Genomic DNA, 20,758 nt, shown 5'->3' with positions numbered 1-20,758 from the left:
CGATACGATCATCACGTCGTCTGGAGGGAATGCAAATGAATGCAGGACAAGAGTTGACGGAAGGCTATACAAGAACCCCGGCAGCAGGCCGGAAAAATCATCTGACGCGGTCATTCCGCAAGTTCCAGCCCGCGTGTTTCTCGCGCAGGATTACGGGAGCGGGAACTTGGGTGCGCAGCCTGACGGCCATGTTCATCATGATGATGGCGGTGCTTTCGCCCGTGCACGTGCTGGAAGGCTATGCATCGCCTGTGCCGGATCTCCATGAGTCGGTGCCGGCCATCGTCGAGGATACGAATACGGATGGCACGCGCACGGAACTTGGCGCGGCCCTGACCAAGAAACAGAAGAGCCGCATCCTCGCGACGGCTCTGCTCATGAAGGCAAGCGCGGCAGAACCCGCCGTGACCGCCGACATGAAGGAGCTCGAACGCAGGAATGCCCAGCTGCAGGGCCTCGACTACCGCCTGAAGTCCATTGACAGCCTCGCGCGCAAGATTGAAAGCGACGCCGAGGAGGATCAGACGAGCCTTGCTGCCGCAGCAAATGGCATCAGCGATGTGCTGCGCTACACGCTGACCTGCTCGGCTGATGATTACAGCGAGATGGTTCCGTCAGCGCTTGCGAGCCTCCAGTCGAAGGGCTACACGGTCGAGAAATTCCGCAATGCCTGGGGCGAGAAGTTCTATCAGGGCATCAATGTCCATCTCATGAGCCCGACGGGCGTGCGTGTTGAGCTGCAGTTCCATACGCCGCAGTCCTTCGCCGTCAAGCAGGCCTCGCATGAGGTCTACGAGATTCGCCGCAATCCGGCTTCGAGTCCGGAAGAGGTAGCCGAGGCCACGCGCCTGAGCCTGGCATATAATGCCGCGGTCGTCGCACCGCATGGCGCAGCCGCCATTGTCTGGCCGCTGGCTGCCTGACGCCTCGCATACAAAAAGCATACCAAAATACAAAGGGCTTCCGCACGCCTTGGGGACAGCGTGCAGAAGCCCTTTTGTCAGGTTATGGGGATTGGGGGAAGGGTGTGATATCCGCAGCATAGGGGTTATGCTTCGAACGTACCCTTGACGATGGCCTTACCTGACGCGACCATCTGCTGGCCCCTCGCCCAGACGTGCAGAAGCTCAAAGTCATCATCGATGACAATGAGATTGGCATCACTCTGAGGGGCCAGCGACTGTTGGATAATTTCTCACCTAATTATCAAAAAGCACATTACTTCATCAAGAGATAATCATATCATAAATTTTACTAAAATTCTAGTGAATAAGAAAGAGATGTGGTACAGGCATTGGCAGACGGAGAAATCCTCCTTACGCCCGGACGCGGCGGTATTCATCTCCGCAGAGCCTGGTCGGATATTTTACATCCGGACGCAAATGAAGGATAATGGAAGGGTAGTATTTTCATCAATCCTCTTTTATGGAGGGAGGTTTTTTTATGAAACATGCAGCTGCGCTTAAAGCGCCTGTTACACTCAAGGCTCCGGTTACGCTGGAGGAGATCTTGAATGCCGTGACGCACGGCGTGGGGGCGGGACTTGCCGTGGCGGCCCTCATCGGCATGCTGGTCTATTATGCGGACGATGGAGTCTGGCACACGACGAGTTGTCTCGTTTACGGCATCTCGCTGATCCTCCTGTACCTGGCCTCGACGCTTTACCACAGTTTCCGGAATCTCAAGGTCAAGGGCGTCTTCAAGGTCATCGACCATGCGGCCATCTTTGTGCTGATTGCGGGCAACTATACACCGTTTGCGCTGATTCCGCTGCACGGCAGTTTTGGCTGGGCCGTCTTCGGCATCGTCTGGAGCATGGCCGTGCTCGGCATCGTCTTTCAATGTTTTGCCGCAAAGCGCTTCCGCATCTTGCGCACCGTCTGCTATCTCGTCATGGGCTGGTTTGCCGTCTTCATGGTCAAGCCGCTCCTTGAGACATTGCCGGTGGAAGCCATCTGGTGGCTCGTGGCCGGCGGCCTCTGCTATTCGGTCGGTGCGATTTTTTACCTGATGCGCCGCCTGCCGTACAGCCACGTCATCTGGCATCTCTTCGTCATGGGCGGCAGTGCCATCCATTTCTACACGGTGTTCCATTACGTCCTGCCTTTGCCGGAGGTCGTGCGCTCAGCTATTGCGATGATCTGAACGACTTTCGGAACACAGAAAAAGACCCGCTCCGAGGAGCGGGTCTTTTCTATCTCATCTGCAAAGATTATTTGGCCAGAGCGTTGACCTTGCGAGCCAGACGGGACTTTTTGCGGGCAGCAGCATTCTTGTGATAAACTTTGTTTGCAGCAGCCTGGTCGATCGTCTTGCATGCAACCGTAAGGAGGGATTTCGCTTCTTCAGCGTTTCCAGCCTCAACAGCATCGAGGACACGGCGGGAAGCAGTGCGTACGCGGGACTTCTCAGCAGCGTTCTTTGCATGGCGCTTAGCGTCAGATTTTACACTCAGGATAGATGCTTTGATATTCGGCAAGTAATTCACCCCCTTAATTAATGTCGTTACCTAAGTATAATATCATGGGTCAAATGAAAAAGCAACTATTTCTTTCCATTTCTTGCAAGCAGAGTAACGGCGATGATATAATGAAAGAAATTTTTCGTGACAAATCCTGTGGAGAGGAGCGGTTTTACATGCATTACCGGTATGTCCTGGGAGCGGCCCTGCTTGTCTGCGCGCTCTGGCAGCCGTCAACAGAGGCGTCGGGCTATTTCCCGATGACAAAAGATGTTGTGGCGCACGAATCTCCTGACGGCAGCCTGAGCTTTGCAACGGGCCCCGATGTGCCGCTGACCAAGGTGCTTGGCAGGGCTGGAGAACGTCCTGCGTATTATTTCCGCTTCTGGGCGCAGAACCGGCGCATCGGGAACGGGCAGGGACTCATCCATGCGCGTCTGCTGGCCGATGGACAGGATGTGAAGCTGGAGCCTGTGGGAGAAGAAGCCGATATGCATGCGGCCAATGTCTTCTGCGGCTCGTACCGTGTTGCGGAAGACGACCTGCGGCAGGCGGCGCATGCCTCTTCATACGAATTCCGGCTCGTCGATGATGCAGGCAGGATCCTGTGGAAGCAGCAGGGCAAGTCAAAGACCACGGAGGCCTTCCAGAAGATCCTGGCGGCGGCGCCCGCTTCGTATCTGCGCGAGGGTGTCGTGCGCGATGAAAAGGCCGTGGACTCCGTACGCCGCGATTCCCGTCCGCGCGTCTTCCTGCCGTCCGTCACGCCGGGTGAGGTGCAGGCATGGCTTGTCCTGCACCATCAGGTCCTGCTGCAGGACAAGCTCGGCAGGGAACTGTGGGGGGAGTTCCGTCCCTATTACCATAAGTCGCATGATGACATCGTCTTCTTCATGGGCAGGGCAATCGGCGACGGCGTGCCGCTCATCACGTTTGAGACGCGTCCGTATGCGGGCGGCACGATGCTGGCGATGATGAAGGACCAGATCCTCGAAGACCGGTACTGGCATACGGCCCGCACGGTCGGCATGATGACGGCCGCCGATGATATCGTGAGCCTGACTTCGGTATGGCGTGACCTCGATGACCAGTGGGATGGCTTCCTCGATGATGCGTACAAGACGTTCCAGCCCTATGCGGATTTCGGTTTCGTCCTGGATTGCACGCACAAGAAGGGCGAGGGCAACCGGTTCTTTGTCACGAAGGTGGGGGCGGGCGTCACGAGCCTTGCGCCGAACGAAGAACTGCTGGCTCTCGACGGCGAGGAGCTGGCCTGGTACAAGCCGAACGAGCTGCGCCTGAAGCTCCTGCAGCACAAGGATGCGGCAACATTTCGCCTGCGCACACCGGCGGGAGAGGAACGCGAGGTAAAGATGGCGCCCGTCCTGCATCAGCCTGAGAATACAGCCGGACTGCCGCAGGACAGAGATGCGTTCTTTAAAGCCGGCAAGGTCAAGGGCAGCAAGGAGGCCGTCGTCGATGCCGGGAATTATCCAGTACTGTTTTCGCAGGCTGACCCCACCTATGCACAGCCTTCGACACGGGAACTTTATGAAACAGCATTGGAAAAGAAAGCTGCTGCCGAAAAACGATAAAGGGCAGATGGCAGTTATCCGCAGGTACAGCATCTGGTACCGGCACACTGAGCTTATACAATTACGAGGAGTAGATTATGCAGAATAAGAATATCCGCAATTTCTCGATTATCGCACATATCGACCACGGCAAGTCGACCATTGCCGACCGGCTCATCGAGTATACGGGCACGCTTTCCAAGCGTGAGATGGAGGCGCAGGTCCTCGACAACATGGACATCGAGCGCGAGCGCGGCATCACCATCAAGTCGCAGACGGTCCGCCTGAATTACAAGGGCAAGGATGGGGAGGAGTACGAGCTCAACCTCATCGACACGCCGGGTCATGTCGATTTTACGTATGAAGTATCGCGCAGCCTCGCCGCCTGCGAGGGTGCTCTGCTCGTCGTCGATGCCGCGCAGGGCGTTGAGGCGCAGACGCTCGCCAACGTCTACATGGCACTCGAGCATGACCTCGAGATCATTCCCGTCATCAACAAGATCGACCTGCCGAGCGCTGACCCGGAACGCGTCAAGAAGGAGATCGAGGACGTCATCGGCCTCGATACGTCGAATGCCGTGCTGGCCTCGGCCAAGACGGGCATCGGCATCGAGGAGATTCTCGACGCGATCGTCGACTACATCCCGGCGCCCGAGGGCGATGAGAATGCGCCACTGCAGGCCCTGATTTTCGACTCGTTCTTCGATTCGTACAAGGGCGTCATCGCGCACATCCGCGTCATGCAGGGTCACATCCGGAAGGGCATGAAGCTCAAGCTTATGAACTCCGGCAAGGTCTTCGAAGTCACGGATGTCGGCTGCTTCAAGCCGCAGCCGGTCGATCTCGGCTACCTCGATGTCGGCGAAGTCGGCTTTGTCGCAGGCTCTCTCAAGGACGTGCGCGACGTGCGCGTCGGCGATACGATCACGTACGCCGAAAATCCCGCGAGCGAGCCGCTGCCGGGCTACCGCGGCGTCAACCCGATGGTCTACTGCGGCCTTTATCCGGTCGAGAGCTCCGACTACGATAACCTCAAGGATGCGCTGGAGAAGATGCAGATCAACGATGCGGCACTCGTTTTCGAGCCGGAGACGTCGGTCGCGCTGGGCTTCGGCTTCCGCTGCGGCTTCCTCGGCCTGCTGCACATGGATGTCATCCAGGAACGCCTCGAGCGCGAGTACAACCTCAAGCTCATCACGACGGCGCCGTCCGTTATCTACCACGTCTACAAGACAGATGGCACGATGATCAAGGTCAGCAATCCGGCCGAACTGCCGCCGCAGACGGAAATCGAGCACATCGAGGAACCGTACGTCAAGGCCACGGTCATCGTCCCGAATGATTTTGTCGGCGCCGTCATGGAAATCTCACAGGACAAGCGCGGCGAATTCAAGGGTATGGACTACCTCGATACGAACCGTGTCATGATCACGTACCACATCCCGCTCAATGAAATCATCTTCGATTATTTTGACCGCCTGAAATCCGCGACGCGCGGCTATGCCTCGCTCGATTACGAGCTTGCCGACTACAAGGAATCGAAGCTTGTCAAGGTCGACATCCTCCTGAACGGCGATCCCGTCGATGCGCTCTCGACAATCGTCCACAAGGACCGCGCGGCTGCGCGCGGCCGCCAGCTCGCCGCCAAGCTCAAGGAGATCATCCCGCAGCAGATGTTCGAGATCCCCATCCAGGCGGCCATCGGTTCGAAGGTCATCGCGCGCGAGAACGTGCGCGCCCGCCGCAAGGACGTGCTTGCAAAGTGCTACGGCGGCGATATCTCGCGCAAGCGCAAACTGCTCGAGAAACAGAAGGAAGGCAAGAAGCGCATGAAGGCCGTCGGCAGTGTCGAAGTGCCGCAGGAAGCGTTCATGGCCATCTTGAAGATTGACTGATACATGGATGGAAAGGAAGAGGGAAATACCATGAAACGACAATGGGGCCTCTACCTCCACATCCCGTTCTGCCGTCAGAAATGCTTTTACTGCGATTTCCCGTCGTTTGCCGGACGGGAGCGCTATGAGGCGGATTATACGGACGCCCTGTGCCGGGAACTCCTGGAACAGGGCGTTCTTTATCGGGAAAAGTGGGGAAGGCCGGCGACCATCTATATGGGCGGCGGCACGCCGAGCATTCTGCCCGTGGCGCTCATGGAGCATTTGCTGCAGACCGTGTGCCGCGTCTTTGCCCTGACGGGGGATGAGGATTCGTCGGAGCTTGAATTTACCGTGGAGTGCAATCCGGGGACGGTGGATGCGGAGAAGCTGACCCTTCTTCGCTCCTATGGCGTCAACCGTCTTTCCTTTGGCGTTCAGACGTTTGACGACGGCCTGCTGCAGGCCATCGGCCGCATCCATACGGGCCAGCAGGCAAAGGAGGCCATGCAGCTGGCGCGGGAGGCAGGCTTCCGGAATGTCAGCATGGACCTCATGTACGGCCTGCCACATGAAAGCCTGGCCGTGCTGCGGCATGACCTTGAGACCATGATCGCGCTGAAGCCTGAGCACATCTCCATTTACGGGCTGCAGCTGGAGGAGGGCACAGCCTTCTATAGGATGAAAGAGCTCGGCAGGCTCGCGTTGCCCGACGAGGAAACGGTTGAACAGATGTACGATCTCATGGCGTCGTTTTTGCCCGCTCATGGCTATGCGCGCTACGAAATATCAAATTTTGCCCGGCCGGGCTATGAGAGCCGCCACAATCTTTCGTATTGGCAGGATGTCCCGTATCTCGGTGTCGGCGCGGCCGCTCACTCATATCTGGAGGGAAGGCGCTACGCCAATGGTGTGGATATCTCCGCTTACATCCGGGCGATGCAGGCGGGCGGCAGCGTGCGCGAGGAGGAAGAACCGGCTGAACGCGCCATCGCCATGGAGGAATTTGCCTTCCTGGCGCTGCGCACGTCGCAGGGGCTCAGCCGCGAGGCCTTTTTCAAGCGCTTTGCCGTTTCGCTTGAACGCATTTACAGCAAAACGATTCACGAGATGAAGCAGAAGGGACTGCTCGAGGAGCAGGACGGCTGGCTGCGCCTGACGCCGCTTGGCATGAAATACGGCAACCTGGTATTTGAGGCCTTCCTGCTGACCTGAGATTGTAACATCGGCAATGGCAAAAGACGCCATCACGTGCTAGACTGAAGGAAAAGACAGCAATGTGGAGAAAGGAAGTCTTTTCATGCATACGATCAAGGTCAAGCGCGTCTATGAGAAGCCGGAGGCAGCAGATGGCGTGCGCGTGCTCGTCGACCGTCTCTGGCCGCGCGGCATCAGGAAGGAAGCGCTGCCGCACGATTACTGGGCCAAGGAGGTCACGCCCTCAGCGGAGCTGCGCACGCTCTACCATCGCGGCGAGATGCCGTTTGCGGGCTTTGCCGAAGGGTACGAAGAAGAGCTGAACGGGAGCAAAGGCGCGTCTGACTTTGCTGAGAAGTGCCGGGAATGGCTCCAGCAGAGCGATGTCACCCTGCTCTATGCGGCGAAGAACACCGAAGAGAACCATGCGCTGGTCCTGCAGGCCTGGCTGCGCCGGCAGCTTTCCTGACAACTTTTGTCAGGGGATTGTCAGGAACGGCACCATGTAGTAAAGTAAAGGCAGCTGCTCGTGATGCTGCGGGCAGGATGCATCTGTTTTTGAGACAGGAGGGATCCTCATGAAATCCATTGCGATGATTGTTATGCCGGGCTGCCCGTATTGCGCCAAGGCCCGTCAGGCCGTCGGCGAACTGCGGGAGGAAAAACCGGTTTATTTTGATGTGCCGGTCGATGAGATCGACGAGACATCCGAGGCGGAGAAGCTCAAGCCTTATCAGGGCCAGTATTACTATGTGCCGACGCTGTTCGTGGATGGCAAGAAGATCTACGAGGCTCAGCCGGGCCACGATTACGAGGTGATTAAGGCCGCTGTGGCGGAAGCCTTTGCCGAAGCGGTCAAATAAGAGTCTCTGCATGGCAGCATGGTGCGACGCGCATCCTCAGGGAATGCGTATCGCACCGTTTCTTTTTATGGGATGAAAAATTTTTGACTTTTTGTCTTTTTAACTATTGACTTTTTGTTTTTATCGGTGTATATTCTTAGTAGATTCAAAGTTAGCACTCAGATAGCAAGAGTGCTAACAGCAAAAGATCATAGAGAGAGGAGGCAGGCAGATGGCTGACGAATTGGATGAACGCAAGAAACGCGTGCTGCGTGCTGTCGTCGATGATTACATCGAATCGGCAGAACCGGTCGGCTCGCGCACCCTGGCCCGCAAATATGATCTGGGCGTCAGCCCGGCGACCATCCGCAACGAGATGGCCGATCTCGAGATGCTCGGGTATCTCGAACAGCTGCATACTTCCTCCGGCCGCATCCCTTCGTCGAAGGGATACCGCTTCTACGTCGACGGGCTGATCCCTCCGAAACCGGTGAGCGACGAGGAAAAGGTCCTGATCGACAGGTGGTACAAGGCGCGGGTCAAGCGGATCGATGAGGTTTTCCAGGAAACGGCACGGATCATCTCGCAGGTCACGAAGAATGTTTCACTGGTACTGGCCCCGCAGATGACGCAGGCGGCCTTCCGATGCCTGCAGTTCCTGCCGCTCGATGACCAGCGCGTCATCACGGTGCTCATGACCGATGCGGGCTTCATCGAGAACAAGATCGTGCCGATGCCGCCGGGATCCAGTTTCGAGGATTTCCAGCGCATGGCGGAGGTCATCAACAAGAACCTCGCCGGTCACACACTGGCGACAATCGAGCATGAATCCCTGCTGCGCATCCGCGATGAGATCCAGGACGAGCCGCTTTACACCTCGGCCCTTGAGATCATCAACCGGGCTCTTGACTCGGGCAGGCGCGAGCGCCTTTATCTCGGCGGCACGACGCAGATGCTCGAGCAGCCGGAATTCCACGATGTGGAAAAGGTCAAGGAGACGCTGCTGATCCTCGAGAAGGAAGAACTCATGAAAGATGTCCTGCATGCCCATATGGGCGACGGCCTCGAGGTCACAATCGGCAAGGAGAATGAGGACAGTCACTTCAAGGACAGCAGCATCATCACCGCGACGTACCATCTCGATGGTGAGCTCCTGGGTACGATTGCCGTGCTGGGGCCGACGCGCATGGAGTATGCCAAGGCCATGAGCCTTTTGGAATACATGAATTCAAATCTTACAGAAGTCATCAAGCGGTTCCACTGGTAGAGCCGCAGAAGTCGTTGGGAAGAGGTGAGGGTTTTGCCATCGTTTATCAAAGACGAAATGAAAAAGAAAGATGAGCAGAAGCTGGAGGAGATGCAGCAGGAAATCGATGAGGCGGAAGCAGAAGAGGCCGCCGGTGAGACTGCTGATGATTCGGAAGCGGAAGCCACGGCATCCGATACCGGGGCTTCGGCGGATGATCAGGAAGAGCTTGCAGCCCTGAAGGCGCAGGTCGAGAAACTGACGGCCGAGCTGCAGGAAAAGAATGACCGGCTGCTCCGCCTGCAGGCGGATTTTGATAATTTCCGCCGCCGTTCCGCCAAGGAACGCGAGGAGATTGCCGCCGTGGTCACGCAGGGCTTCTGCAAGGATATGCTGCCGCTGCTCGATAATTTTGAGCGTGCCATGGCTGCAGAAACGAAGGATGTCGAGGCGTTCCAGAAGGGCGTCGAGATGATCTTCACCCAGTTCCAGGAAGTCCTCAAGAAGAACGGCCTGGAAAAAATTGAGACAGAAGGCCAGAAGTTCGATCCGAACTATCATCAGGCTGTCATGCGCATCGAGGATCCCGAGCGCGAGGACGACACCATTGCCCAGGAGCTCCAGAAGGGCTACATGGTCAAGGGACGCGTCATCCGCCCGAGCATGGTTCAGGTCGTATCCAACTGATGATGCTGGCCTCATGATATAGATGATAAAAGTTTTTTCATAAAGTTTAGGAGGATGTTACCATGTCTAAAGTAATTGGTATCGATTTAGGTACGACGAACTCCGTTGTATCTGTCATGGAAGGCGGCGAACCGACCGTCATCACGAATCCGGAAGGCAGCCGCATCACGCCGTCTGTCGTCGGTTTCACGAAGGACGGCCAGCGCCTCGTCGGTCAGCTGGCAAAGCGCCAGGCTGTATCAAACCCGGACCGCACGATCTCGTCCATCAAGCGTCATATGGGCGATCCGAACTATAAAGTAACGATTGACGGCAAGGATTACACGCCGCAGGAAATTTCGGCCATGATTCTGCAGAAGCTCAAGGGCGATGCCGAGGCATATCTCGGCGAAACGGTTACGCAGGCCGTCATCACGGTCCCGGCTTACTTCAACGACAGCCAGCGTCAGGCCACGAAGGATGCCGGCAAGATCGCAGGCCTTGAAGTCCTGCGTATCGTCAACGAGCCGACGGCAGCAGCACTCGCTTACGGCCTCGACAAGGACAAGGATGAGACGATCCTCGTCTTCGACCTCGGCGGCGGCACGTTCGATGTCTCGATCCTCGAGCTCTCCGAGGGCACGTTCGAAGTCCAGGCCACGAATGGTGATACGCACCTCGGCGGCGATGACTTCGACCAGAAGATCATCGACTGGATGGTCGGCGAATTCAAGCAGGAGAACGGCATCGACCTCTCCCAGGACAAGATGGCTGCCCAGCGCCTCAAGGAAGCTGCTGAGAAAGCCAAGATCGAGCTCTCGAGCATGACGCAGACGAACATCAACCTGCCGTTCATCACGGCGGATGCTTCGGGCCCGAAACACCTCGACCTCACGCTGACGCGTGCAAAATTCAATGAGCTTACGAGCGACCTCGTCGAGCGCACGATGGGCCCGACGCGCAAGGCCATGGCCGATGCAGGCCTTTCGGCTGACGACATCGACAAGATCATCCTCGTCGGCGGTTCTTCCCGTATCCCGGCCGTCCAGGATGCCATCCGCAACATCCTGCACAAGGAGCCGTCGAAGGGCGTCAACCCGGATGAGTGCGTATCCGTCGGTGCTGCCATCCAGGGCGGTGTTCTTGTCGGTGAAGTCAAGGATGTCCTGCTCCTCGATGTTACGCCGCTTTCCCTCGGTATCGAGACGCTCGGCGGTGTCTGCACGAAGATCATCGAGCGCAACACGACAATCCCGACGCATAAGAGCCAGGTCTTCTCGACGGCCGCTGATAACCAGCCGTCTGTTGATATCCACGTCCTGCAGGGCGAGCGCGAGATGGCTGCCGGCAACAAGACGCTCGGCCGCTTCGAGCTCACGGATATCCCGCCGGCTCCGCGCGGAGTACCTAAGATTGAAGTTTCCTTCGATATCGATGCCAACGGCATTGTGCACGTATCCGCCAAGGACCTCGGCACGGGCAAGGAGCAGAAGATCACGATTCAGTCTGACAGCGGCATGAGCAAGGAAGATATCGACCGCATGGTCAACGAAGCCAAGGCTCATGAGGCGGAGGACAAGAAGCAGAAGGAAGCCATCGACGCCAAGAACAACGCCGACAACATGGTTTACCAGGCTGAAAAGACCATCAAGGAGCTCGGTGACAAGGCCGATGCCGGCAAGGTTTCGGAAGTCAAGGCTGCTTGCGAGAAGGTCAAAGAGGCCATCAAGAGCAACGATACGGAAGCCATCAAGAAGGCAACCGAAGAGCTGCAGAAGCCGCTCTATGAGCTCAGCGCCGCTGCTTATCAGCAGGCACAGGCTGCCGGTGCCCAGGGGGCTCAGGCTGGTACCGAGAGCGCACAGGGTGCTCAGCAGCAGAAGAAAGACGATGATGATGTCGTCGACGCCGATTACACGGAAGTCAAGGACGACAAGAAATAAGCGATTGAAGTGGTAAGAGTTGGGAGTTTGACGTGGGAAGGGCCTGGTCCCTTCCCGCAGACTCCCAATTTTTCTATAAGGGTGGTGCAACGTGAGCGAGAAACGCGATTACTATGAGGTGCTTGGCGTCGATAAGAGCGCGGATGAGAAAGAAATCAAACGCGCCTATAAGAAGCTGGCCCGTAAATATCATCCGGACCTCAATCCGGATAATCCGAAAGAGGCTGAAGCCAAATTCAAGGAAATCAATGAAGCATATGATGTCCTGAAAGACCCGAAGAAACGTGCTCAGTACGATCAGTTCGGCTCGGCTGCCTTTGACGGAACCGGTGGCTTCGGCGGCGGTGCTGGTGCCGGTGGTTTCGGCGGTTTCGGCGGCTTTGGAGGCTTCGGCGGCGGTGCCGGTACCGAAGGCTTCGGGGATATCTTCGACATGTTCTTCGGCGGTGCCGGCGGCCGTCAGGCCCGTCAGCCGGGGCCGGAGCGTGGCAATGACCTGCGTTATGATCTCGAGATTTCATTCGAGGATGCCGCTTTTGGCAAGGAAGTGGAACTCACAATTCCGCGCACGGTCGAGTGCTCTACCTGCCATGGCACGGGCGCGGCGCCGGGAACGAGTCCTGAGACCTGCTCCGTGTGCCACGGCACCGGCCAGCAGCAGGTTGTCCGCAACACAGCCTTTGGCCGCATGATGAGCAGCCAGACGTGTTCACACTGCCATGGCACGGGCAAGGTCATCAAGACGCCCTGCAAGGACTGTCATGGTACTGGCCGCAAACGCGAGACGAAGACGGTCAAGGTCGGCATCCCAAAGGGCGTCGACCAGGGTTCGCGCGTCCGCGTGTCGGGGGCCGGCGAGGCCGGCCGCAACGGCGGCGGCTACGGCGATCTCTACGTTTACATCTTTGTCAAGCCGCATAAGCTCTACAAGCGTCAGGGCAACGATGTCATCGTGGAAGTGCCGGTTACCTTCGTGCAGGCCGCACTCGGCGGCACGGTACAGGTGCCGACGCTCGACGGCCCCGTCGACCTCAAGATTCCGGCAGGCATCCAGTCCGGCAAGGTCCTGCGCATCCGCAATCATGGCATCCCGTTCCTGCGCGGTTCGGGACGCGGTGACGAGCTCGTGCACATCAAGGTGTTGACGCCGCAGAATCTTTCCTCGCGCCAGAAGGAACTCCTGCGCGAATTCGGCGAGATCAGCGGCGACAAGGTCAATCCGGAGCAGAAGAGCTTCCTCGACGACCTCAAGCGCTTCTTCAAGAAATAATCTCATCGAAAAATGCCATGCGAGGCAGCTGCTTCGCATGGCATTTTTTATGCATTCAGTTGTCAGATGGAGCCATCCATCAGCCCCAGACCTCGTTGGCGATCTCTTTGACAAGGGCGAGCTTGGCCCACTGCTGTGCTTCGGTGAGCTTGTTGCCAATCTCGCAGGAGGCGAAGCCGCACTGCGGGCTCAGATAAAGGTCTTCGAGCGGCACGTACTTGGCTGCCTCATGGATGCGGGCGATGATGGCCGCCTTGTCCTCAAGTTCCGGACGCTTCGTCGTGATGAGGCCGAGCACGACTTTCTTGCCCGGCGTGACCTGTTTGAGGCACGCAAAGCCGCCGGAACGCTCATCATCGAATTCAAGATAATAGGCGTTGACATTCTCGCGCGTGAAGAGCGGGTCAGCAATCGGGTCGTAGGCGCCGCTGGCGAAGTAAACGGAATGGTAGTTGCCGCGGCAGACGTGCGTGTTGATGACGAGGTCGTCAGGGCTTCCCTCGATGGCGAGATTGTTGACCGTCACGAACTGCTCGGCGAGCTTCCGGAGATCGGAACCCTCGACGTAGGCAAATTTGCCGCCTTTCTTGCCGCCGGCAGCCAGCACGCCCCAGGTGCAGTCATCGAACTGCAGGTTGCGGCAGCCCGCCGCGTAGAGGTCGCGGATGACCGTGCGGTAGCCCTGGGCAATGGCCTCGATGAGCTCCTCGTCCGTTGCATAAATCTTGCGCGTGCGCTCGATGTTGTCGGGCAGGATCAGCTGCTGGAAGAACTGGGCCGGTGCCGGGATGGTCTGCTTGGCGACGGTGTTCTCATCGGTCAGTGCTTGTACGAATTTGAAATGCTCGACAAAGGGATGATGTTCGGCAGAGAGCGGACCCGTCAGCCAGGTGTCGTCAATCAGGGCCGGTTCGCCGTGGAAGCAGACGCCTTTATCGGTTTTCTGATGGGCGATGCCCGCAAAGCCCCACATGAAGTCGAGATGCCAGGTCGCACGGCGGAACTCGCCGTCCGTGATCACCTGGTAACCGGCTTTCTTCTGCTTGGCGACGAGATCGCGGATGCAGGCATCTTCGACGGCCTTGAGTTCTTCATGGGAAATCGTGCCGTCCGCGAATTCCTGGCGGGCTTTTTTCAGCTCTGCCGGACGCAGGAAACTGCCGACGTAATCGTGACGGAATGGGGTGGAAAACTGCTTGCTCATAGGGATGACCTCCTGTCAATCAGATACCGGCCGGGTGTCCGGTAATCCGGTAAGTTGTTCTGTCTTTGCTGTCCGATTGGTTGATGGCTATACTTTACCGCAAATGAGGCCGCTTGAAAAATACTTAAAACCACTGCCTGGCCATAGATTCAACCTATGGCCAAATGGGCAGGGCTGTAGTATGATGGAGCGGGAGGGGAGAATATGACACTCAATCAATTGCGCTACGTCGTGGAGGCAGCGTCATCCGGTTCCATCACGGAAGCGGCTCAGCGGCTCTTCATCACGCAGCCGAGCCTTACGGCAGCCATCCATTCGCTTGAGGAGGAGCTCGGCATTACGATTTTCCGGCGCACGAACAAGGGCATCACGCTGACGGTGAAGGGTGAGGAGTTCCTCGCCTATGCGCGGCAGATGCTCGAGCAGGAGGCGCTGATCCGGGAACGGTACAGCAGGCGGCGGCAGAAAAAGCTGCTGTTCTGCGTCTCTGCCCAGCATTATTCCTTTGCCGTGGAAGCATTCGTCGATCTCCTGCGGGAATACGGCGGTGCCGAATATGAATTCCACATGCGGGAGACGGAGACGTACAAGATCCTGGAGGATGTGGGCGGTTTTCGCAGCGAGATCGGCATCCTCTATCTGAATCCCTACAACGAAACCATCGTGCGGCGCGCCATCGAGGATCACGGGCTCATCTTCACGCCGCTCTTCACGGCACGCCCGCATGTCTTCATCAGCAAGCACAATCCCCTGGCGGCAAAGGAGGTCATCACGCTTCCGGATCTTGCGGAATACCCGCGCCTTTCGTATGAGCAGGGCGCGCACAATGCCTTTTACTATGCGGAGGAAATCCAGAGCACGCGCCCTGTGAAGAAGGACATCATCGTGACGGACCGGGCGACACTTTTTAACCTGCTCATCGGCCTCGACGGCTATACGATCTCAAGCGGCGTCATCAACGAGGAGCTCAATGGCCCGGATATCGTGGCGCGGCCCCTGGCCGTCGATGATTTCATGGAGATCGGCTATCTGACCCGCCGTGACATCAAGCTCAGCCGCTTCGGCAGGGTGTACATCGAGAAGCTGCGCCGGCGCGTCAGCAAGGTGGTGCCATAAAAAAAGCAGATGCACGCTGGCATCTGCTGAGATGGGATCGTCTGGCTGCACGCCTGTCATCTGCCGGATCAGCCGAAAAACTCGACGATCTTGTGGATGGCGAGCGCCATGTGATTGGGGTTCTGGAAGGGGTGATTGGCTCCTTCGATGGGGATGAATTCAATGACATTGTTTTCGGCAAAGGCCTTCGATTCGGCAATGGGGACCATCGCATCCTCCGTGCCATGCAGGATGAGCATGTCGTCGGCAAAGTCGAAGTATTCGTGATCCGTGGCCTTGAAGGCGTTGAGGTCGTCGAGGAAGCTCTGGTCCATCTTCATCTTGCGCTCGTAGCCGACCTGGATTTCCTTGCCCTTCTTGAGCTTGGTGCGGTCGTCGTCCGTTATGTGGTTGCTCATGGCGCGATACATATCGGTGGAGGGGCAGCGCAGCGCGATTTTCCGGAAGGGATTGCCGACTTCGATGAGGTAGCGCAGCGTCAGATAGCCGCCAAAGCTCGTAGAATAGATATAAAGATTCTTGGCCTTGAGTTCATCCCTGGCGTACTGCGTGACGATGGTCAGATAGGTCAGGCATTCCGGTACGCTGAGCTTTTTGCGGGCGTCGGCGCCGTGGCAGGGCCAGTCGAAGGCGATGACGGCATACCCCTTGTATTTGCTCGTCAGGTGCTCGGCAAATTTCACGGTGCCGGCCGTTTCCTTGCTGCTGCCGAACCCGTGCGTGACGAGGACGACGTTGGAAAATGTCCGGGTATTTTTATCGCTGTCTTTTACAAAAAGCTTGCAGCGGATGCTGAAGCCCTGCTGATTGATATCAAAGTGTTTTTCCATGGGATTCCCTCTTTTTCTGTGTGATCCGTCCCGGGGGACAGGATTAAGTATACCACAGAAGAGCGGGGATTTCTCAGTGTCTTTCGTCCTTGTTTTTTGCCGGGAGAACACGTATAATGAAATGACCATAGAAAGAAAGGAACGATGCGCTTTGAAATGGGCCGAAGTCAGTATTCGCACGACACATGAGGAAACGGATATCGTGGCGGAAATCTTCCACGATGTCGGAGCATCCGGCGTGGTCATCGAGGACCCGGAACTCCTGAACAGCTACATCGATAGCGGTCTTTTTGATTATTCCGACCTGCCGAAGGCGGAGCAGACGGAGCTGGTCACGGTCAAGGCTTATCTGCCGGCTGATGAGGAGCTCGATGCGAAGCTGCGGGCTTTTGAGCAGGGAGTCAAAGAGCTGGCACGCCGTGACGGACGCGATGAGAAGGAAGTCGAGATCTCCTGCCAGACGGTCCAGGATGAGGACTGGGCTGACAATTGGAAGGCGTACTTTCATACGGAAAAGGTCGGCGGCCTCATCGTCATCCAGCCGTCCTGGGAAGAGTATGAAGCGAGTCCCGATGACATCGTCGTGAAGCTTGACCCCGGTGCCGCCTTCGGCACGGGCACGCATCCGACGACGGCCATGTGCATCCGGGCGCTCGAATCACTCGTCAAGGGCGGCATGCGCGTCTTTGATGTGGGCACGGGGTCCGGTGTGCTGGCCGTGGCTGCCGCCAAACTCGGTGCCGGCGAGGTCGTGGCGATGGATTACGACCGTACGGCCGCGCATGTCGCCGCTGAGAACGTGCAGCTGAATCATGTCGAGGACCGCGTGACGACGGGCGTCTCCGACCTGCTGAAGCAGTTTACGGGCAAGGCGGATCTCATCATCGCCAATATCATTGCCGATATCGTCATCCGTCTCTTCGACGAGCTCGACGAACATCTGGCACCCGGCGGGCATCTGCTGGCTTCGGGCATCATCGACGAGCGCGTGGCCGACGTCACGGAAGCTGCGATTGCACATGGTTTCGTCATCGACCAGGTCATGGAGGAGAGCGGCTGGGCCGCCATGGTCATCAGCCGGGGGGAAGACGCATGAGGAGGCTTTTCTACAAGGGCCATCTGTCTGAGACTATTGCCATCACGGGACCCGATGCACATCATCTCATGCATGTCATGCGCGCCAAGCCCGGCCAGGAGGTCGTGGTCGTGGATGATGCGGGCAAAGTGGGCCGCATGGAGATGGTGGCATTTTCGCCGGAGGCCGTAACGCTGAAGCTTCGCGAGGAACTGGCCGCCGATACGGAGTCGCCGCTTGAACTCATCCTCGCGCAGTGCCTCTTGAAGGCGGACAAGATGGATACCGTCGTGCAGAAGGCCGTGGAGCTCGGTGCGACGGGCGTCATGCCCATCCGCTCGCATAACTGCGTCGTGCGCTACGACGCGAAGAAGGCCGAGAGCCGCCGCAGCCGCTGGCAGAAGATTGCCGATGAGGCGGCAAAGCAGTGCGGCCGCACGGCACTCGTCGAGGTCTGCCCGATTGCATCGCTGGCCTCATTCTGCACGGCCATGCAGCAGGAGGGGACAGAGGTTGTATTCTGCTATGAGAATGAAGAACAGGAGACGGCAAAGGCCTGCCTGCAGAAGCTTGCGGGCAAACGCATCGTGCTGCTCATTGGCCCGGAGGGCGGCTTTACGCTTGAGGAGGCTGAGGCCGTCATGGCGGCAGGCGGTCACAGCGTGACCCTTGGCCCGCGCATCCTGCGGGCGGAGACGGCGGCCATTGCCGGGCTCAGTATCGTACAATATGAAAAAGGAGATTTGGGAAGTTGAAAGTCGCTTTGACTACGCTTGGCTGCAAGGTCAATCAGTTTGAAACGGAAACCATGGAAGGCCTGTTCAAGCAGCGGGGCTATACGGTGGTGCCCTTTGAGGAAAAGGCCGATGTCTATGTCGTGAATACCTGCTCGGTCACGAGCCTCGGCGACCGCAAGAGCCGTCAGATTATCCGCCGCGCGCACCGCGAGAATGAACAGGCCATCATTGCGGTCTGCGGCTGCTATGCGCAGGTCGCGCCAAAGGAAATCGAGGCCATCGAGGGCGTGCGCGTTGTGCTCGGCACCAAGGAACGCGCGCATATCGTCGATTACGTCGAGAAGGCCATGCAGGAAGACGGCATCCAGGGAACGATCACGGATATCATGCAGGCCAGGACGTTTGAGGACATTCCGCTCTACGACAGCCCTGAGCGCACGCGCGCCTTCCTCAAGATCGAGGACGGCTGCCAGAATTTCTGCTCGTACTGCATCATCCCGTATGCGAGGGGGCCAGTGAAATCGCGTTTGCCGGAGCATGTGCGCCGCGAAGCGGAGAAGCTGGTCGCGATGGGCTTCAAGGAGATCGTGCTGACGGGCATCCATCTCGGTGCCTATGGCCGGGATCTGCCGGGGCAGGTGACGCTGGCGGATGCTTGCCGCGAGGTGCTTCAGGTGCCGGGGCTCAAGCGCCTGCGCCTGGGATCGCTGGAATCCATCGAGCTTTCGCCTGAGCTCTTTGCACTGATCCGTGAGAACGAGCGCTTCTGCGCGCATCTGCACCTGCCGCTGCAGGCGGGTTCGGACAAGGTCCTGCACGACATGAACCGCCATTACGATACGGCGGAGTTTGCGCGCCTCATCGAGCATGTCGAGCACGAGGTGCCGGGCGTTGCCATCTCCACCGATATCATCGTGGGCTTCCCGGGGGAGACGGAGGAGGACTTCCAGGCGGGGCTCGATTTCGTTGAACGCATGAATTTCGCGCGCATGCACGTCTTCCCGTATTCGCGCCGCACGGGTACGCCGGCTGCTGCGCGCCGCGATCAGGTCGATGAGGCCGTCAAGAAGGAGCGCGTGCACCGCATGCAGGCGCTGGCGGACCGCAAGGCAGAGGAATTCCATGAGAGTTTCCTCGGCCGCACGATGCGCGTGCTGTTTGAGACGGAACGCGCGGGTGTGACGGACGGACTCACCGACAACTACATCCGCGTCTACACGAAGGATCCCGTGACCTGCGGCGATATCTACGAGGTCCGGCTTGATGAAATCTGGCGCGACGGCCTTCTGGGGCATGTGGTGACGCGGGACGAATAATCCTGAAAAAATCTTTTTTCAAAGAAGGTATTTTCCCGGGAATGACGAATTGTATTTAAAGATAGGTCCTCCGTGGGCCTTGAACGGTGAAGGGGGTGAATATGATGGCAGATTGTATCTTTTGCAAGATTGCACAGAAAGAGATTCCGTCCAAGCTGGTCTATGAAGATGACAGCGTCGTGGCATTCCGCGATCTGGAGCCGCAGGCCCCTGAGCATGTGCTCGTGATTCCGAAGAAGCACGTGGAAAGCCTGCTGGCACTCAAGGACGAGGACAAGGCGCTCGTTTCCCACATCCTCGTCGATGTCATCCCGCAGCTCGCGCGCGATCTCGGTGTGGCCGAAAAGGGCTTCCGCGTCGTGGCCAATACCGGTGAGGAAGGCGGCCAGACCGTAAAGCATCTGCATTTCCACCTCCTTGGCGGCCGCTCTATGCAATGGCCCCCAGGCTGATCGGGAACGGCATTCTGTCCGTTCCGAAAACTTCAGGAGAGTGTTGACAGTGTATTATGCCCTGCGGTATAATGGTGTGGTGTAATTCTAACGACACAAACTCCCATGTTAAGTGGAGGGGGGGAAAAATAGATGGCAAACGAAATCAAAGTTGGTAAAAACGAATCGATCGATAGTGCTCTCCGCCGCTTCAAGCGTATGTCCCAGAAAGCTGGCACGCTTGCTGAAGTGAGAAAACGTGAACATTACGAGAAACCGAGCGTTCGCCGCAAGAAGAAGTCTGAGGCAGCTCGTAAACGCAAGTACAGAGGCTAATCTGTCATTTGCGCCAGGCGCCTGCGAGTTGAAAGATTCGCGGGTGCCTTTTTTAGTACGGTCGTGCAGGAAAAGAGAGGTTGATGAAGTATGTCACTGAAAGAACAGCTCACTGCTGATATGAAGGATGCCATGAAGAATCACGACAAGGACCGCTTGTCCGTCATCCGCATGGTACGCGGCGCCATCCGCCAGGCGGAGATCGACGGCGGCCACACGGAACTCGATGATGAGGCCGTCATCGGCGTCATCAGCAAGGAAGTCAAGATGCGCAAGGATTCCATCGATGAGTTCCAGAAGGGCGGCCGTGAGGATCTCGTCGCCAAGACGCAGGCCGAGATTGACGTGCTCATGCCATATCTGCCGGCTCAGCTCTCCGAGGAGGAAGTCAGGGCACTTGTCAAGGAAGCTGTCGAAAAAACTGGGGCCAAGACACCGAAGGACATGGGCAGGGTCATGGGCATGCTGATGCCGAAGGTCAAGGGACGTGCCGATGGCAAGATGGTCAATACGATCGTCCGCAGCATGCTGCAGGGCTGAGTCGCGTTTATTCGGACAGGCGGGCCGCGGCGGGAGTGAGATGCTCCTGCCGCGGCCTGTTTTTGTGCGCCGATTAGGCATGACAAAACCCCCAGTTCAA

The 20,758-nt window shown here is 57.7% G+C and carries 21 protein-coding genes; 18 read left to right on the top strand and 3 right to left on the bottom strand.

The features are described 5' to 3' along the window. Positions 1-35: 35 nt before the first annotated feature. Positions 36-923 (top strand): hypothetical protein, encoded by an 888-nt coding sequence (locus DWX75_RS04725; protein ID WP_147671531.1) that lies wholly within the window; start codon positions 36-38, stop codon positions 921-923. 520 nt (positions 924-1,443) lie between these two features. Then, positions 1,444-2,145, top strand: coding sequence for a hemolysin III family protein (locus DWX75_RS04715; protein WP_233519473.1), 702 nt, complete (start codon positions 1,444-1,446; stop codon positions 2,143-2,145). A 67-nt stretch (positions 2,146-2,212) separates the two neighbouring features. Here DWX75_RS04715 and rpsT read toward each other — a convergent pair whose 3' ends face one another. Continuing rightward, positions 2,213-2,479, bottom strand: a complete 267-nt coding sequence (gene rpsT, locus DWX75_RS04710) for a 30S ribosomal protein S20 (protein ID WP_118015186.1) — start codon at positions 2,477-2,479, stop codon at positions 2,213-2,215. A gap of 158 nt (positions 2,480-2,637) precedes the next feature. On the opposite strand from rpsT, the gene DWX75_RS04705 reads away from it, so the two are divergent. From DWX75_RS04705 to dnaJ, 9 genes are all read left to right on the top strand, one after another. Beyond that, a complete protein-coding gene (locus DWX75_RS04705) occupies positions 2,638-4,056 on the top strand; it encodes a hypothetical protein (protein ID WP_118015185.1) in 1,419 nt (472 codons plus the stop codon). 77 nt (positions 4,057-4,133) lie between these two features. Next, complete coding sequence (gene lepA, locus DWX75_RS04700; protein ID WP_118015184.1) at positions 4,134-5,930, top strand: translation elongation factor 4; 1,797 nt, start codon at positions 4,134-4,136, stop codon at positions 5,928-5,930. Positions 5,931-5,960: 30 nt separating this feature from the next. Continuing rightward, a complete protein-coding gene (hemW, locus tag DWX75_RS04695) occupies positions 5,961-7,124 on the top strand; it encodes a radical SAM family heme chaperone HemW (RefSeq protein WP_118015249.1) in 1,164 nt (387 codons plus the stop codon). Between the two features lie 85 nt (positions 7,125-7,209). Next, the gene (locus tag DWX75_RS04690; RefSeq protein WP_118015183.1) at positions 7,210-7,575 is read left to right on the top strand and encodes a DUF488 domain-containing protein; all 366 of its coding nucleotides are present in this window, start codon (positions 7,210-7,212) and stop codon (positions 7,573-7,575) included. A 109-nt stretch (positions 7,576-7,684) separates the two neighbouring features. Continuing rightward, on the top strand, positions 7,685-7,969 hold the full coding sequence (locus DWX75_RS04685) for a glutaredoxin (RefSeq protein WP_118015182.1): 285 nt from the start codon (positions 7,685-7,687) through the stop codon (positions 7,967-7,969). Between the two features lie 211 nt (positions 7,970-8,180). Next, the gene (hrcA, locus tag DWX75_RS04680; RefSeq protein WP_118015181.1) at positions 8,181-9,215 is read left to right on the top strand and encodes a heat-inducible transcriptional repressor HrcA; all 1,035 of its coding nucleotides are present in this window, start codon (positions 8,181-8,183) and stop codon (positions 9,213-9,215) included. Between the two features lie 57 nt (positions 9,216-9,272). After that, positions 9,273-9,881 carry a nucleotide exchange factor GrpE gene (gene grpE, locus DWX75_RS04675; RefSeq protein WP_369974334.1) on the top strand — a complete coding sequence of 203 codons (609 nt, stop codon included), beginning with the start codon at positions 9,273-9,275 and terminating at the stop codon, positions 9,879-9,881. 62 nt (positions 9,882-9,943) lie between these two features. Then, positions 9,944-11,803 carry a molecular chaperone DnaK gene (dnaK, locus tag DWX75_RS04670; RefSeq protein ID WP_118015180.1) on the top strand — a complete coding sequence of 620 codons (1,860 nt, stop codon included), beginning with the start codon at positions 9,944-9,946 and terminating at the stop codon, positions 11,801-11,803. Between the two features lie 91 nt (positions 11,804-11,894). Next, entirely contained in the window at positions 11,895-13,073 is a 1,179-nt protein-coding gene (gene dnaJ / locus DWX75_RS04665; protein WP_118015179.1) for a molecular chaperone DnaJ, read from the top strand. A 79-nt stretch (positions 13,074-13,152) separates the two neighbouring features. Here dnaJ and DWX75_RS04660 read toward each other — a convergent pair whose 3' ends face one another. Beyond that, complete coding sequence (locus tag DWX75_RS04660) at positions 13,153-14,277, bottom strand: 5-methyltetrahydropteroyltriglutamate--homocysteine S-methyltransferase (RefSeq protein ID WP_118015178.1); 1,125 nt, start codon at positions 14,275-14,277, stop codon at positions 13,153-13,155. A 204-nt stretch (positions 14,278-14,481) separates the two neighbouring features. Between DWX75_RS04660 and DWX75_RS04655 the strand changes: the two genes are divergently transcribed. Further along, positions 14,482-15,393, top strand: coding sequence for a LysR family transcriptional regulator (locus tag DWX75_RS04655; protein ID WP_118015177.1), 912 nt, complete (start codon positions 14,482-14,484; stop codon positions 15,391-15,393). A gap of 68 nt (positions 15,394-15,461) precedes the next feature. On the opposite strand, the gene DWX75_RS04650 is transcribed toward DWX75_RS04655, so the two are convergent. Next, positions 15,462-16,223 (bottom strand): S9 family peptidase, encoded by a 762-nt coding sequence (locus DWX75_RS04650; protein WP_118015176.1) that lies wholly within the window; start codon positions 16,221-16,223, stop codon positions 15,462-15,464. A gap of 151 nt (positions 16,224-16,374) precedes the next feature. Between DWX75_RS04650 and prmA the strand changes: the two genes are divergently transcribed. The 6 genes from prmA (at position 16,375) to DWX75_RS04620 (ending at position 20,658) form a co-directional block, all read left to right on the top strand. Then, positions 16,375-17,319 (top strand): 50S ribosomal protein L11 methyltransferase, encoded by a 945-nt coding sequence (prmA, locus tag DWX75_RS04645; RefSeq protein ID WP_118015175.1) that lies wholly within the window; start codon positions 16,375-16,377, stop codon positions 17,317-17,319. Then, complete coding sequence (locus DWX75_RS04640; protein WP_118015174.1) at positions 17,316-18,053, top strand: 16S rRNA (uracil(1498)-N(3))-methyltransferase; 738 nt, start codon at positions 17,316-17,318, stop codon at positions 18,051-18,053. The genes prmA and DWX75_RS04640 overlap by 4 nt, the downstream gene beginning before the upstream one ends. Then, positions 18,050-19,351 carry a tRNA (N(6)-L-threonylcarbamoyladenosine(37)-C(2))-methylthiotransferase MtaB gene (mtaB, locus tag DWX75_RS04635; RefSeq protein WP_118015173.1) on the top strand — a complete coding sequence of 434 codons (1,302 nt, stop codon included), beginning with the start codon at positions 18,050-18,052 and terminating at the stop codon, positions 19,349-19,351. The genes DWX75_RS04640 and mtaB overlap by 4 nt, the downstream gene beginning before the upstream one ends. Positions 19,352-19,455: 104 nt before the next feature. Then, entirely contained in the window at positions 19,456-19,803 is a 348-nt protein-coding gene (locus DWX75_RS04630) for a histidine triad nucleotide-binding protein (protein WP_118015172.1), read from the top strand. 132 nt (positions 19,804-19,935) lie between these two features. Next, positions 19,936-20,118, top strand: a complete 183-nt coding sequence (gene rpsU, locus DWX75_RS04625) for a 30S ribosomal protein S21 (RefSeq protein ID WP_005841552.1) — start codon at positions 19,936-19,938, stop codon at positions 20,116-20,118. A gap of 90 nt (positions 20,119-20,208) precedes the next feature. After that, on the top strand, positions 20,209-20,658 hold the full coding sequence (locus DWX75_RS04620; RefSeq protein ID WP_118015171.1) for a GatB/YqeY domain-containing protein: 450 nt from the start codon (positions 20,209-20,211) through the stop codon (positions 20,656-20,658). Positions 20,659-20,758: the final 100 nt, after the last annotated feature.

Origin of the sequence: Mitsuokella sp. AF21-1AC (genome assembly GCF_003458855.1) — a bacterium.
Lineage (GTDB): Bacteria > Bacillota > Negativicutes > Selenomonadales > Selenomonadaceae > Mitsuokella.
The sequence above is the reverse complement of the archived record's forward strand: the minus strand, read 5'-3'. Positions and strand labels throughout refer to the sequence as shown.